Origin of the sequence: Paenibacillus sp. FSL R7-0312, from assembly GCF_038004445.1 — a bacterium.
GTDB lineage: Bacteria > Bacillota > Bacilli > Paenibacillales > Paenibacillaceae > Paenibacillus_AQ.
This window is the reverse complement of sequence record NZ_JBBORE010000001.1, coordinates 7,189,259-7,204,259: the sequence shown is the minus strand read 5'-3', so window position 1 is coordinate 7,204,259 and position 15,001 is coordinate 7,189,259. Positions and strand designations below refer to the sequence as shown.

The following is a 15,001-nucleotide window of genomic DNA, read 5'->3' as shown; positions in this document are numbered from 1 at the left end:
ATAGGAGGAGAGTAACTTGAGCAAAGCGTCCTACATCAGACGGTATTGGCAACTATACGCGCTGCTTTCACTGCCCATTATGTATTTCCTGATTTTCCGCTATGGCCCTATGTATGGGGTACAGATTGCCTTTAAGGATTTCAACCTGTTCCAGGGGATCAACGGCAGTGAGTGGATCGGCTTCGATGCCTTCCGCGAGGTTTTTGGCATGAAAGAGTTTTACAGCAGTCTGCGCAACACGTTTTTATTGAACTTTCTGGATTTGGTTGTATCTTTCCCGGCCCCGATTATTCTCGCCATTATGCTATATGAAGTGAAGTCGGTATGGTTCAAAAAAATATCACAGACCCTTCTCTACATTCCCCACTTTATTTCCTGGGTGATTATCGGGGGAATCGTCTATCAATTGTTCGGCAACCAATCCGGTATGGTGAACGGGGTGCTGGAGAGCATGGGGCTGAACCCCATTCCTTTTTTGACCGAAAAAAATCCATGGCTGATTACCTATCTGTTCACTGGTGTCTGGCAAAGTGCCGGCTGGGGAACCATCCTGTATCTGGCGGCGCTTACCGGTGTCAACCGCGAGCTGTTTGAAGCTGCCGAGGTGGATGGGGCGACCAGAATGAAGAAGATCCGCTACATTACGCTGCCCAGTATCAAACCAACCATTATTACCCTGCTGATTCTCAATCTGGGGAAAATGGTCAGCATCGGCTTCGATCGTCCTTACATCATCGGGAATACGGCAGTGCGTGAATATTCCGATGTGCTCAGTACCTTCGTCTACCGGATTGGTCTGGAATCGGGCCAGTATACGCTGGCGACTGTAGTTGGATTATTCCAAGCTGTGGTTGGACTGGTATTCATCCTTGGTTCCAATTATATATCGAAAAAAGTGACCGGCAACGGCATTCTATGATAATGAAGAAAGGAGGCGGAGTACTATGAGTGAACGTACCTCAAACCGGATATTCGATATCGTTAATGTTACCTTTATTACCCTGTTCGTGCTGTTTTGTCTGGCTCCGTTTGTACACGTGATTGCGGTGTCCCTCAGCTCCACGCGGGCCATTACTTCCGGGGAAGTAACGATTTTCCCGATTGAACTGAACTGGAAGGCTTATGTGCAGGTCTTTACCGACAATGCAATGATCCGCTCGCTGATCTTCACTATTATCCTGACGGTTGCTACTACGGTATTATGTATGCTCTTCACAATCGCAGCCGCTTATCCGCTGACCAAAAGCAAGCTGAAGGGCCGCACCATGTTCATGTATCTGATCATCATCACCATGTTCTTCAGCGGTGGGATTATTCCTGAATACCTGCTGATCCGTGATCTGCATATGATTGATACAGTCTGGTCGCTGATTCTGCCCGGTCTGGTCAGCCCGTTCAACCTGATTATCCTGATCTCATTCTTCCGCAGCATCCCGCCGAGTCTGGAAGAATCAGCCGAGATCGACGGTAGCTCGCATTTCCGCACCCTGATGAAAATTGTTCTGCCGTTATCCATGCCGGTTATGGCTACACTTGCGCTCTTCTACGCGGTTGGCCGCTGGAACGGATTCCAGGATTCCCTGATGTATATCAATAATCCCGATCTGTATCCGCTTCAGCTGAAGCTCTTCCAGATGGTTCAGAACAATATGATCACTGAGCTGACACAGCTGGAGGGGGCGGCCCGCACCAAGCTGCCGCCGGAGAGCCTCAAGGCTGCTACTGTCGTCTTCGCTACCGTTCCGATTCTTGTAGTCTATCCTTGGCTGCAGAAATATTTCGTCAGTGGTGTGATGCTTGGTGCGGTCAAGGGCTAACCTGCAACACTGCGCTATAGGGAAAGGAGAGAACGGATATGGAGGATAAAGGCGAATTCGCATTCTCAACCTGCTGGAACATCAGGCGTCACACTACAGGTGACGGGATGCTGAATGAGATCCGTGAGCTGGGCTTCCGGCGGGTGGAGCTGAATTACAATGTGACGGAAACAATGCTGGCTACGATTGAACCGATGATTGAGCGGGGGGAGATCGGCGTATCCAGTGTCCATAACACCTTCCCCCACGTGGCAGACCCTGATTATGGCACGGATTCCGTGCTGCTGGGCTTCGCAGACAGGGAGAAGAGGAAGCGGGCGGTAGACCTGCTGGTCCGTTCGGCAGAGTATGCCGATCGCTTCGGCGGGGAAGCTGTGGTGGTGCATCCCGGCGAAGTGCCTTTTCCGGGTGATATCTCCGGGGAGCTGGAGCAGCTCTATGGCGGGCAAGGGAAGAATTCGGAGGCTTACCGGAGGAAGTGGGCAGAGCTGCTCGAACGGCGTGAAGCCTATAGCGCGGGTTATGTGCAGACGATTATCGAAAGTCTGGATGAAGTATGTAACCGCGCCGCGTCCAAGGGACTGAATGTCCGCTTCGGGATCGAGACACGTTCCAAGCCGCAGCAGATTCCGACGCTTGCCGAAGCCAAGACTATAATAAGCGCGCTGCAAGGAGCGCCTGTCGGCATCTGGTATGACACCGGTCATGCCATTATGATGGACCGTCTGGGACTGTACGACAGCATCGGGGAGATGGAAGGGCTGATGGATGACATTGTCGGTGTCCACATCCATGAGACTATCGGTCTCTCCGACCACTGGTGTCCCTATGTGAACAGCGGGAACCCCGATTTCTATGACGCCTATTTGCCGATGATTGAACGGGCGCAGGTTAAGGTGTATGAGCTGAAGGCGGCCTGCCGCCCGGAGGAGATTCATGAGAGCCACCGTCTGCTTACGGCCAAGCTGGATAGGCTGAGTGCGTCTTATATATATGAGAAGCGCTAAAGAAATAAACAAAAAGCAAAAGAAGATATAGCAAGATTTTCTGCAAGGAGGAAGCATAATGTATAAGCAGCTGGTGGACAGCAATGACAGAGCAGTGGAGAAGGGCATATCCCGGCAGGTGCTTGATACGGAGAACCGGTATTACGGAGGAACCATTGATCCCCATACGGGTGTTGCCTGGGTCAATCATACAACCGGAACGCCGACTGACATGTGTTATTGGGGGGCTGCCCTGGCGAACCCCGATTCCAAATACTACCGGAATATGGAGATCCTGGACCGATTGAGGCTGGCCACAGAGTTTGTGCTGCGCTTCCAGCATGAGGACGGCTCGATTTCCCCGGGCTGGACGAACTATCATTCTCCGCCGGATACGGCCTTCGTTGTGGTAGGCTATGCACAATTGTATCAATTGCTGGCTAAGCAGGAGTGGGCTCCGCTTCAGCCGGTGCTGGACAATATGCTCCTGTTTCTTGAACGGACCCTTCCCGTGATGCTTACGGGAGGTGTTCACACCCCGAATCACCGCTGGGTACTGTGCGCTGCACTTGGATTCCTGCATGAGCTGTTCGGAGTGGAAGAGGCCGTACAGCGGGCCAGCCAGTGGCTGGCGGAAGGCATGGATATTACGCCGGACGGGGAATGGACAGAGCGGAGCAACGGCATTTACAGCGCTGTTAGCGACATCATGCTGATTCATGCCGCCCGTCTGCTGAACCGGCCTGAGCTGCTGGACCCGGTCCGGCAGAACCTGCACATGATGGTCTACCTGGTTCATCCTTCGGGTGAGGTTGTGACCGATTATTCCGGGCGGCAGGATCTGGGGAGCGTGCATGATCTGTCTCCCTATTATTTGCCGTATGCCATTCTTGCCCGTTCCGACAAGGATACTGTGCTGGCAGGCATGGCAGAATGGGCAGGGAGAGCACTTGCCGATCCCGGTGTCTGCTCGGCCAATGTGCTGGTGCGGCTGCTGCTGGAGCCGGAGCTCCAGCAGCCGTTCGAGTCAGCGGCAGGGCTGCCCGAACAGTATGAGAAAATACTGAACGGTGATTTCCTGCGGCACAGCTATCTGCAGGAAATGGAGTCTGCTGGTCATCAGGGGCGGATTTTCCACAGCCGGCTGCATACCGATTTCGGAGCCCCCGTTGCCCGGATCAGAGATGGGGATACCAGCGTGACGCTGATCACGGAGACGCCATCGTTCTTTGCGCTGCGTCATGGTGCCGCAAGGCTGTTGGCGGTACAGCTGGCTTCCTATTTCTATCCCGGCTTTGTGCCGATGCAGGAGATGACTAGACTTCCGGAGGGATACCTCTTGAAGGGAGAACAGAAGAAGGGCTACTACGGTCCGGTTGAAGGTGCGCTTCTTCCGCCTTCAGCGGGTACAGCGCTCAGTCCCTGGTATCTGCTGCCGCACCAGAGCCGTCTGCTGACGCATGAACAGACGCTATCCGTGGAGGCAGAGGTGCAGCGCACCGGGACGGGCTGGACCATCCGGCTGCATTGTGAGGAACCGGGCGAGGTCATGGCACAGCTGTCTTTCAATTTTGGCTGGGAAGGAAACTTCACCTCCGGAGAGCTGCAGACTGTGGAAGAGGACTGCTGCCTGTGGACAGGCGGTAAACTCCGCTATACTTATGGCGGGGACTGGATAGAGCTGACGGGGGGAGAAATGGCTCATCGGGCAACATCGGTACGTGAGGCTAAGCTGCAGAATAACTGCAAGGCAGTGCTGGTTAATCTGATGACCCCGTTTGATAAGACGTTCACCCTTACGCTTTCTCCTTCTATAATAGGAGGCGGCAATTAAAGTATAAGAGACTGCAATTGAAATGGTGTGGTCTTGCAGCTGCCAGCATCTTCGGATGCTGGTGTTTTTGTGCATATATCTGGTTATACAGCCTGAACCGTGCATCCTCCGGCCGCACCAGGCATCCGCATCATTAATAATGTCCGGTTGCCTGCTTTGCTCTGAGACTCCCGTTCAGGGGATAACTGTACCGGGGAGTTTTAATTGCACTCTGTACACTTATTTAACTCTGTTAGGGCATAAAAGGATACTTTTCCCTTTTTTAATTGTACAGAATGCAGTTATTCCTGCTCATCCGGTTTTTACGCCGTTTTTAGTTGTACCAAATACAATTATCCGCTATGCGTTACGTACGGCCAACTCAAGTACACCGTGCTGCTTAACGGTCTGTCACATCAAAGTACATTTTTATGTCCTGCTATGCAATATAGATACAGATATTAGGAGGAAAATCACTGCTAGTTCAGAACGTATGTTCTATTGTAGCTAAAGATGTATTAATCTTTCGGAGGATGATAGTTATGATGGACAAGATTAAGTTTCTGATAGAGGCCAAGCAAGCAACCTATGCAGGTAAGGGGCCGGAGTTAATCCCGTCCCGGCCGGCGTCTCATGATCTGGAATTTGTGCGCGGGAACCTGAAATACATAGACACCTACCTAGGTTCGGAGAAGTTTGCCGGAGAGGAAGCCTTGTTGGAGGATGACCAGCCGCTGTGGGCGATGAATTACGCCGGGCGTGTGACTGCGGAAGGCTTCAGCGGAGACTTCCTGAAAGCCGCCCTGCAGCTGGTGCCGGAGGATAAACCCTTCCGCGGGCCGGAGCATTATACGGATGGCCATCTCATCTATAAATGCTCAGTAGACGGGGACTTCTCCTGGTTCAGCGGGTCAGAGGTGATTTGGGCCGGAGATACAATGGTCTATGAATGTATGTTTCATGGCGGTGTAGTTAAGGAGTAGCACGCGGAACGTCCTTTCCTGCCAAACGCGCGCCCGGACGATGCTCAACACAAAAAGTCTCCCGAGCAGCCAATTCATGGCCTATAGGAGACTCTGTTGTTCAGTCAATCGCCACCACCGCCGCCGCCGGAATCCCCGCCACCGCCGGAATCGCCACCACCACCGCCGAAATCACCGCCGCCATGTCCTCCATGACCGCCGCTATCCATGCCGCCGTGGCCGCCGTGATGACCGCCGCTATCCCAACTGCTTCCGCCATGGCTGTGGTTATGATGCCCGTGATGATGGCTGGCTCCGCTGTGCCCGTCATGGTGATGGTGATCATCGCTGCGGCTGTCTCCGGCAGAGTTGTTCAGATCTGGCCCCGGAAAGAAATAATTATCAGCCGAATTATTTCTGTGCTCGTAATGCTTGTTTTTGCGTTGAAGACGATTACTGTGATTAATCCCCAGCATAGCGACATATACAACTACTCCAACAAATACAATGCTACCGATCATGCTGAATCGCTCCTTTGTAAGAAAGTAGAAAAGCGTCCTTAACCGGATCATACCATAATTTTGCAAATCTATGCTGTGATTACACAGTAGGGCGGACCGCGATCCGTCATAATCGGGAGCTTGGCTCAATTGTCCACACTTAGGTGAAACGGGAGAACCGCTCTGAATCCTGCTTGTATTGTCCGGGAGTGAGGCCCGTGTATTTCTTGAATACCTTGGTGAAATAGCTCTGGTCGTTGAAATGCAGCCGGGAGGCAATATCCGACAGCGGAATGCCGGGCAGCTCCATCAGCCGTTTGGCTTCTTCGACCCGCTGTTGCTGGATATAATCGCTGATGGCGGTTCCGGTCTCCTTTTTGAACAGCTGAGACAGATAACTGGCGTTAAGTCCGGTGAATTCGGCCAGCCTGCTGAGCGGAATCTCTTCATATAAATGATTGTAAATATAATTCTGGCACAGCGCGGAGATGCGGGAGAGCTTCGAACTGCGGCTGCCCAGCACCTGGTCGGCGAAGTCACAGAGAGCGGCAAGCTGGGCGCGGTCCACGGCCGGAATATCATGAAGCTCTTCAATATGCTGGATGTGAAAGTCGCTGAGGGTATAGGCAATCTCCCAGAACAGCCCGCCTTCAATCGCTGCGCGTGTCGCCAGTGTAATGGAGGAGACGGCCAGGTTTTTTTTGCTGCGCAGCTGGCTTTTCTTCGACAACCGTCCGTAGCTCTCTTCCGAAAAAGAAGCCTGGGTCCGCAGCAGCCCCGCCTTGTCCCCGTTCGCAATATGGCGGAACATCTCCCGCTCCAGCATCGGGTCATGGTGCAGCCAGGTGTTCTCGCGGCGGTAGGACAGGTCCAGATCCGGGCTGTCATCCGGCTGCGGGACAGACTGCTCCGCATTGCCCGCAGCCAGCAGCAGCTCTGTAATGGACAATGCCTCACCGGTGGCGAGGGTGTAGAGCAGCAGCGCAGCATGATACCAGCGCATCCGGCTGAGCACAGGCAAGCTGCGGTAATACTGCTGCCAGCCTTCCTGCTGCCCCGGAGGAATGCTGTAATCGCGCATCAGGCTGGCCGCGTTATCTCCGGTGACCGGTGCGCTTAGCACCGGACCGATGAGGATGGCTCCGCCGGCATGATCTGCTTCAGGCAGCTGGAGAATAATGAAATTCTCCAGGAAGCCGGTAGTATGCAGATACGGCGGAGCCGCAGTGCGGGCAGCCTTCCCGGCAGCTGTTGCAGCAGGGCTGCTCCTACGGGCAATATCCATGACCTCTTGAAGCAGGGAGTGAGCCCCCTGAACGGCCGGGCGGCATTCGAATGCCGGAGGCAGGGTCAGCCGGGGAGTGTCTGCGGCATCCAGCCACATGACCGGAACCCGGTAAGCCTCATATATCAGCTTGCAGGTATACTCTACTCCTTCGCGTTCTTCCATGTTCTCGGGCATAACCAACACTTCCTTTTCTTATATAACCAAATTACCAAAAATCCAAATAAAATGCCATAAATGCCGGAACAAGTCGTATAAAATAAAGAAAAGAAAACGCATTCTTAGGAGGGCTACACTATGGCAACGGCAACAGCAGCGGAAATCCGGCAGCTAATTTCACAAATGACACTTGAAGAGAAGGCTGGACTCTGCTCCGGACTGGATTTCTGGAATACCAAAGGCATTGAACGGCTGGGCATTCCTTCACTGATGGTAACAGACGGGCCTCATGGTCTCCGTAAGCAGCAGGGAAGTGCGGACCATCTGGGCCTGCATAACAGCGTACCGGCGACTTGTTTTCCGTCAGCAGCGGGTCTGGCTTCTTCCTGGGACCGTAAGCTGATTGCCCGGGTAGGCGAGGCATTGGGGGCGGAATGTCAGGTCGAGAATGTTGCTGTTCTGCTCGGGCCGGGCAATAATATCAAGCGTTCACCGCTGAATGGCCGGAACTTTGAATATTTCTCGGAAGATCCTTATTTGGCTTCGGAGATGGCCGCGCATCATGTGAAGGGAGTGCAGAGCCAGGGGGTCGGGACTTCACTGAAGCATTTTGCCGCCAATAATCAGGAACACCGCCGGATGTCCGTGGATGCCGTTATTGATGAGCGGACCCTCCGCGAGATCTATCTGGCCAGCTTCGAAGGCACGGTGAAGCAGAGCCAGCCTTGGAGCGTGATGTGTTCCTATAACCAGGTGAATGGTGAGTATGCTTCAGAGAGCCATAAGCTGCTGACGCAAGTGCTTCGCGACGAGTGGGGCTTTGAAGGCTTTGTTGTGTCCGACTGGGGTGCGGTCAATGAGCGGGTGAAGGCGCTGCAGGCGGGTCTGGAGCTGGAAATGCCGTCAAGCGGAGGCATCGGCGACGCCAAGATCGTAGCTGCAGTGAACAACGGGGAGCTGTCCGTGGAGACTCTGGATCTTGCGGTAGAGCGGATGCTGGCTTTTATCTTCAAGAGTACGGGCAGCCGGGACGAACAGGCCGTCTTCGATCAGGACAAACATCATGCACTGGCACGTGAGGTGGCCCGGGAGAGCATGGTGCTGCTGAAGAACGAAGACAGTGTTCTGCCGCTTGCCAAGAGCGGTACCCTGGCAATTATCGGCGAATTCGCCAAGACACCGCGCTATCAGGGCGGCGGCAGCTCGCATGTGAATCCGACGAAGCTGGATGATGCTTTCATCGAGATGCAGGCGGTTGCAGGTGATCGGGCTAGCTTCCTCTACGCACAGGGGTATGAGCTGGCCAGCGATGAGGTTAATGAGGAACTGCTGCAGGAAGCCCGCGATACAGCGGTGAAAGCGGATGCTGCCGTGCTGTTCCTTGGATTGCCTGACCGCTATGAGTCGGAAGGTTATGACCGCAGCCACCTGTCGCTTCCGGCGAGCCATCTGGCTCTGCTCGATGCTGTGGCTGAGGTTCAGAGTAACATTATCGTGGTGCTCAGCAACGGCTCTCCAGTAGAAATGCCTTGGCTGCCGCAGACGAAGGCTGTGCTGGAAGGATATCTCGGGGGGCAGGCTTTTGGCGGCGCGGTGGCCGATCTGCTCTTTGGTGAAGTAAGCCCAAGCGGCAAACTGGCGGAGACGTTCCCGCAGAAGCTGAGCGACAATCCATCATTCCTGAATTTCCCTGGAGAAGGCGATACCGTGGAGTACAAGGAAGGCTTGTTTGTCGGCTACCGTTATTATGATAAAAAAGAAATTGAGCCGCTGTTCCCGTTCGGGTTCGGACTCAGCTATACAGAATTCGAGTACAGCAATTTGTCGCTGGATCAGACCAGCATCAAGGATACGGACACCGTAAAGGTTAAGGTGACCGTTAAGAACACCGGCAGCAGAGCAGGCAAAGAGACCGTGCAGCTCTATGTCAGCGATGTAGAGAGCAGCGTGCTCCGTCCGCTGCAGGAGCTGAAGGGCTTCGACAAGATTGAGCTGCAGCCGGGGGAAGAATGCGACGTAACCTTTACACTGAATAAGCGCTCCTTTGCCTACTACAATGTGAAGCTGGCCGACTGGCATGTGGAGAGCGGGATGTTCAAGATCGCCGTAGGTTCATCCTCACGCGATATCCGCCTCACCTCAGAGCTGGAGGTAGTATCGACGACGAAGCTGGCCGTAAGGTTCCACCGCAACTCTACGGTCGGAGATCTGCTGGCGAATCCGCTGACTGAGGGCAAAGCCAAGAATTACGGCAGTATCTTCGGGATGGAAGATGCGATGGGTGATAATCCTGAAATGTTCCTTGCCATGATGAAATACATGCCGCTGCGCGCGCTGATCGGCTTCGGCCAGGGCAAATATACCGAAGCCGATCTGGCTGAAGATTTGCGTGAAATGAACGCATTGGCCGGACAGGAGTAAGACGCAGCAGCGGTGCCGGCAAGAACATAGGGGTTGCTTTTCACAGGGGGATTTGCTAACATACGTTGTAACTTAATAATGCTTTATATGTTCTCTAGGGTTCCGCAGCTGTTATGCTGGTCTGGTCCGAGGGAGAACGCACGGAGTGAACCATAGCCGTGTATACACGGAGGGATAAAAGCCCGGGAGGTATCGTCATACGACGATAACCTTCCGGGCTTATTTTATTTTCAGGAGGCAGAAGAGAAATGAGCAAAAATAACAACAGCAAGGCATGGACAATGATTGCAGGTGCTGCCTGCTTTGAAGTGGTATGGGTAATCGGGCTGAAGCACGCTGTGGCCCCCTGGGAATGGGCGATAACGATAGTAGCGATATTGGTCAGCTTCTACGCCCTCATATGGGCCAGCGGCAGGCTGCCGGTCGGTACAGTCTACGCTGTATTTGTCGGGCTCGGGACTGCGGGAACCGTTCTGGCCGGCGGAATCCTGTTCGGAGAGCCGCTGCGTCCGCTGAAGCTGGTACTGATAGTGTTGCTGCTGGCCGGAGTTGTTGGCCTGAAGCTGGCCACGCCTGCGGATATGGCGGATAAGCAAGCAAAGGAGCTGAATTAATATGGCATGGGTAATGTTGATTGCCGCCGGGTTATGTGAAATGTTCGGGGTGGCCATGATAGGTAAGCTGCATAAGAACCGCAACTGGCAGTCTGCAGGCCTGCTTGTCCTGGGTTTCGGTGCAAGCTTCCTGCTGCTGTCCCTGGCGATGGAGAGCCTGCCGATGGGGATAGCTTACGCAATCTGGACAGGGATTGGCGCGTCTGGAGCGGCGATTATGGGTATGTTGTTCTATGGTGAAGCCCGCGATCCGCGGCGTATTTTCTGCATCGTGCTGATTCTTGGAGCTGTAGCCGGGTTGAAGCTGATCGGCTGATTCCGCTGAAAGTTTATGATTTGGACACTTGCCGGATGTTTCGGGAGAGCGGATATGGTAAATATAATAAGTAGTAGCAAGTCACACCATTCATCCTATAAGGAGACTTCCATTATTATGAGCAAACCTGTATCTGATAAAATCCTACTGCCGGACGGAGTTATGTTACCCAAACTGGGCCAGGGAACCTGGTTCATGGGCGAGCATGCAGCGAACCGGGCTGAAGAAATCGCTGCTCTGCGCTTTGGCGTAGAGCTGGGAATGAATCTGATTGATACCGCTGAGATGTATGGGGACGGCCGTTCCGAGGAGCTTGTCGGTGAAGCGGTGAAGGGAATCCGCGATGACGTATTCCTCGTTTCCAAGGTTTACCCGCATAATGCTGCAGGAGCCGGACTAATCCGCAGCTGTGAAGCAAGCCTGAAGCGGCTGGGCACCGATCATCTGGATCTGTACCTGCTGCACTGGCGGGGGACCATCCCGCTGGAGGAGACTGTAGAGGGAATGGAGGCACTGGTAGCTTCCGGCAAAATCGCCCGCTGGGGCGTCTCCAATTTCGATACGCCCGACATGCAGGAGCTGCTGCGCATTCCCGGCGGCAATCACTGCGCAGTGAATCAGGTGCTCTACCATCTCGGCTCCAGAGGCATCGAGCATGAGCTCCTGCCATATCTGAGCGGACACAAGATTCCGGTAATGGCCTATTCTCCGCTGGCCCAGGCTGGAACGCTGAGAAAAGGATTGACGGAGAATGAAACCGTGCAGAGGATTGCCCGGGACCATGAAGCGACTCCGCTGCAGATTCTGCTCGCCTGGAGCATCCGTGAAGCGGATGTGCTGGCGATTCCCAAGGCGGGCACCCGCCAGCATGTGGAAGAGAATGAAGCCGCCGGCAAGCTTGTGCTTACGTCAGATGAGCTTTGGCAGCTGGACGATGCTTTTCCGCAGCCGTCATGGAAGGTTCCGCTGGATATGATTTGAGAACGTGCACTAAGCATGTTAAGAATGATAAGCATGAGAAGACAAGGCTGTCCCCGTACAGGGGGCAGTTTTTCGTATTATTAGGTCAACCAGAAGTTTCTGGTTGGCTTTTTGTTGTATTTTTGTTAGGAACTCATGAATTCCGTCTGTTGTGGATAATCTTCATTGGAGCAAGAAGCAAAAACGTCTGAAGGATCAATATGTTCTTGTATCAGGAATCCCGCAGAATCCCCCTGAAGGCTGGCCAGAGGAGGCCGATGTATGCGCGAAAAACCAAACACAATGAGCTGCTGCGAGGGGAATCAGGCCAAATGTATGCGAAAACAAACATGTCTTCCAAGGCACAACTCCAGCATGAAAATGAGCAGCGTGGCTAAAAAACAGAACATCGTCTTTTCATTTATTTAACATATTTTAACGGAAAACCGAACACAATTGGACTGGGTAAGCCACGTAAGCCAAATGTAATCGAAAAACCGAACACAATTGGACTGGGTGCACCGCGTAGGCAAAATGTAATCGAAAAACCGAACACAATTGGACTGGGTGCGCCGCGTAGGCCGTGCGTTTATCGCAGTGCCAGACGTATTTTCACAGAAAAACCGAATACAATGAGCTGCTGCGAGGGGAATCAGGCCAAATGTATGCGAAAACAAACATGTCTTTCAAGGCACAACTCCAGCATGAAAATGAGCAGCGCGCCTAAAAACAGAACGTCGTCTGTTCATCTATTTAACAAATTTTAACGGAAAACCGAACACAATTAGACCGGGTGGGTAGCGTAAGCCGAATGTAATCGAAAAACCGAACACAATTGGACTGGACGCGCCACGTAGGCCGAATGTAATCGAAAAACCGAACACAATTGGACTGGGTGCACCGCGTAGGCCAAATGTAATCGAAAAACCGAACACAATTGGACTGGGTACGCCGCTTAAGCCGAATGTAATCGAAAAACCGAACACAATTGGACTGGGTAAGCCACGTAAGCCAAATGTAATCGAAAAACCGAACACAATTGGACTGGGTAAGCCACGTAAGCCAAATGTAATCCAAAAACCGAACACAATTGGACTGGGTAAGCCACGTAAGCCAAATGTAATCGAAAAACCGAACACAATTGGACTGGGTGCACCGCGTAGGCCAAATGTAATCGAAAAACCGAACACAATTGGACTGGGTGCGCCGCGTAGGCCGTGCGTTTATCGCAGTGCCAGACGTATTTTCACAGAAAAACCGAACACAATTTGCATCCCTGGAAGAAATGAGGAGCATAAGTAGCAACTGGCTATCCAGCAACTTTGTGCGGTTATTTTGTACGGCAAGGCTGGAGGATATGATAAATAACGGTAATTGGGTGCATCCTAAAAGGGGAATGCGGCGGACAAAAGGTTTGCACACAGAATGGAGTATCCTTGCTAATAGGCCTGATATAGGTCATTGGGAGCAGTGGAAACACCATACTATAGCCCCTTGGCAGGAACTCTTAAATGATGTCAACAACATTCATGACGAAACCGTGTTTTCAATTTGGTGACAAAGAAAGCGCTTTGATTTACGATGTGTTCATAGGAGATGACCTTCAAGAAGAAGTAAATGAAGGGTTCTCATTCAATTAATTAGGGGGGCATCTTAAATGGCCACAACGGCAACTCAGCAAACTTCATCCGGTGGTGCACGGGTAAGAGTCCAGCAATTCGGACGCATGCTCAGCGGTATGGTTATGCCGAATATCGGCGCATTCATCGCATGGGGGTTAATTACAGCATTATTTATTCCAACAGGCTGGCTTCCAAATGAAAGCCTAGCAGCTCTGGTTGATCCAATGATCAAATATTTGCTTCCGCTGCTGATCGGATATACCGGCGGTCAGATGGTTCACGGCAAACGCGGCGGTGTTATCGGGGCTGTAGTTACCATGGGGGTTATTGTCGGATCATCTATTCCGATGTTCCTTGGAGCTATGCTGGTCGGTCCGCTGGCTGGCTGGGTATTGAAGCAATTTGACAAAGCGGTTGACGGCAAAATTAAAGCCGGCTTCGAAATGCTCGTTAATAACTTCTCACTCGGTATTATCGGTGGCGTACTATCCGTTGGAGCACTTAAAGGTATCGGACCTCTGGTTGAAGGTTTGACTAACATCTTGTCTAATGGTGTTGAGTTCCTGGTAAATCATAATCTGCTGCCGCTCATCAATATTATCATTGAGCCAGCCAAGGTATTGTTCCTGAACAATGCTATCAATCATGGTGTACTTGGACCAATCGCGCTTGAACAATCACAACGGGTAGGTAAATCTATTCTATTCATGCTTGAATCGAACCCTGGTCCAGGTCTTGGTATCCTGCTTGCTTACTGGCTGGTTGGTAAAGGCTCTGCTAAATCTTCCGCACCGGGCGCAATCATCATTCACTTCCTGGGCGGTATTCATGAAATCTACTTCCCTTACATCCTGATGAACCCGCGTCTGATCCTTGCAGTTATCGGTGGCGGTGTATCGGGTACATTCACCTTCCAGATGCTGGGTGCAGGTCTCGTAGCTTCTCCTTCTCCAGGCAGTATCTTTGCATACTTCGCGATGACACCTAAGGGCGGATATCTTCCAATGCTGGCCGGGGTTATCGTCGCAACCGTCGTGTCCTTCGCTCTTGCGGCCCTGCTGCTGAAGACTGTTAAGAAGAATGACGAAGAAGAAATGGATATTGAGGAAGCAGCAGCCAAGGTTAAAGACATGAAATCCGCGGGAACTGCAGCTCAAACTGCGGCAACTGCAACTACTGTAGCTGCTAATGTACGCACGAAAGCCAATGTGAACAAAATCGTCTTCGCTTGTGATGCAGGGATGGGTTCCAGTGCGATGGGCGCTTCCGTACTGCGCAAGAAACTGCAAAGCGCAGGGGTTAACATTACGGTTGTGAACTCTGCTGTCAGTGAAATTCCTGCGGATGCCGACATCGTAGTTACGCAGAAGACACTTACTGACCGTGCCATTGCCGTGAATCCAAACGCAGAGCACATCTCGATCGACAACTTCCTGAAGAGCCCGAAATATGATGAGCTCGTGGAACGTTTGAAGTAAGACGCAGAAGTGTAAGATAAATTAATAAGCATAATGTCAAATAAGGAGACGCTGGCCGACAAAGCCAG

Annotated in this window: 12 protein-coding genes and 1 riboswitch; of the genes, 10 read left to right on the top strand and 2 right to left on the bottom strand. The window is 52.4% G+C overall.

All coding sequences use genetic code 11. The features are described 5' to 3' along the window. The first annotated feature begins 79 nt into the window (after positions 1–79). From MKX70_RS31125 to MKX70_RS31105, 5 genes are all read left to right on the top strand, one after another. Positions 80–919 carry an ABC transporter permease gene (locus MKX70_RS31125; RefSeq protein WP_231637878.1) on the top strand — a complete coding sequence of 280 codons (840 nt, stop codon included), beginning with the start codon at positions 80–82 and terminating at the stop codon, positions 917–919. 25 nt (positions 920–944) lie between these two features. Next, positions 945–1,817 (top strand): carbohydrate ABC transporter permease, encoded by an 873-nt coding sequence (locus MKX70_RS31120; protein WP_042233805.1) that lies wholly within the window; start codon positions 945–947, stop codon positions 1,815–1,817. A gap of 38 nt (positions 1,818–1,855) precedes the next feature. Continuing rightward, the gene (locus MKX70_RS31115; protein WP_042233808.1) at positions 1,856–2,824 is read left to right on the top strand and encodes a sugar phosphate isomerase/epimerase family protein; all 969 of its coding nucleotides are present in this window, start codon (positions 1,856–1,858) and stop codon (positions 2,822–2,824) included. 58 nt (positions 2,825–2,882) lie between these two features. Further along, entirely contained in the window at positions 2,883–4,637 is a 1,755-nt protein-coding gene (locus MKX70_RS31110; RefSeq protein WP_042233810.1) for a hypothetical protein, read from the top strand. Between the two features lie 521 nt (positions 4,638–5,158). Next, the gene (locus MKX70_RS31105; protein ID WP_340841492.1) at positions 5,159–5,599 is read left to right on the top strand and encodes a DUF5680 domain-containing protein; all 441 of its coding nucleotides are present in this window, start codon (positions 5,159–5,161) and stop codon (positions 5,597–5,599) included. Between the two features lie 104 nt (positions 5,600–5,703). Here the strand turns inward: MKX70_RS31105 and MKX70_RS31100 are convergent, their stop codons facing one another. Beyond that, positions 5,704–6,099 (bottom strand): hypothetical protein, encoded by a 396-nt coding sequence (locus MKX70_RS31100; RefSeq protein ID WP_042233812.1) that lies wholly within the window; start codon positions 6,097–6,099, stop codon positions 5,704–5,706. Between the two features lie 139 nt (positions 6,100–6,238). Further along, positions 6,239–7,540 carry a helix-turn-helix domain-containing protein gene (locus MKX70_RS31095; protein ID WP_052416097.1) on the bottom strand — a complete coding sequence of 434 codons (1,302 nt, stop codon included), beginning with the start codon at positions 7,538–7,540 and terminating at the stop codon, positions 6,239–6,241. 120 nt (positions 7,541–7,660) lie between these two features. On the opposite strand from MKX70_RS31095, the gene MKX70_RS31090 reads away from it, so the two are divergent. The 5 genes from MKX70_RS31090 (at position 7,661) to MKX70_RS31070 (ending at position 14,933) form a co-directional block, all read left to right on the top strand. Continuing rightward, positions 7,661–9,943, top strand: a complete 2,283-nt coding sequence (locus tag MKX70_RS31090) for a glycoside hydrolase family 3 C-terminal domain-containing protein (protein ID WP_340841491.1) — start codon at positions 7,661–7,663, stop codon at positions 9,941–9,943. Between the two features lie 83 nt (positions 9,944–10,026). Beyond that, positions 10,027–10,134, top strand: a riboswitch (guanidine-I (ykkC/yxkD leader). Positions 10,135–10,191: 57 nt separating this feature from the next. Next, positions 10,192–10,557: a DMT family transporter gene (locus tag MKX70_RS31085; RefSeq protein WP_340841490.1), complete on the top strand. Its 366-nt coding sequence runs from the start codon at positions 10,192–10,194 to the stop codon at positions 10,555–10,557. A 1-nt stretch (position 10,558) separates the two neighbouring features. Further along, a complete protein-coding gene (locus MKX70_RS31080) occupies positions 10,559–10,873 on the top strand; it encodes a DMT family transporter (protein WP_042233818.1) in 315 nt (104 codons plus the stop codon). A 117-nt stretch (positions 10,874–10,990) separates the two neighbouring features. After that, positions 10,991–11,854: an aldo/keto reductase gene (locus tag MKX70_RS31075; RefSeq protein ID WP_042233820.1), complete on the top strand. Its 864-nt coding sequence runs from the start codon at positions 10,991–10,993 to the stop codon at positions 11,852–11,854. Between the two features lie 1,636 nt (positions 11,855–13,490). Beyond that, a complete protein-coding gene (locus MKX70_RS31070; RefSeq protein WP_042233822.1) occupies positions 13,491–14,933 on the top strand; it encodes a PTS mannitol transporter subunit IICB in 1,443 nt (480 codons plus the stop codon). Positions 14,934–15,001: the final 68 nt, after the last annotated feature.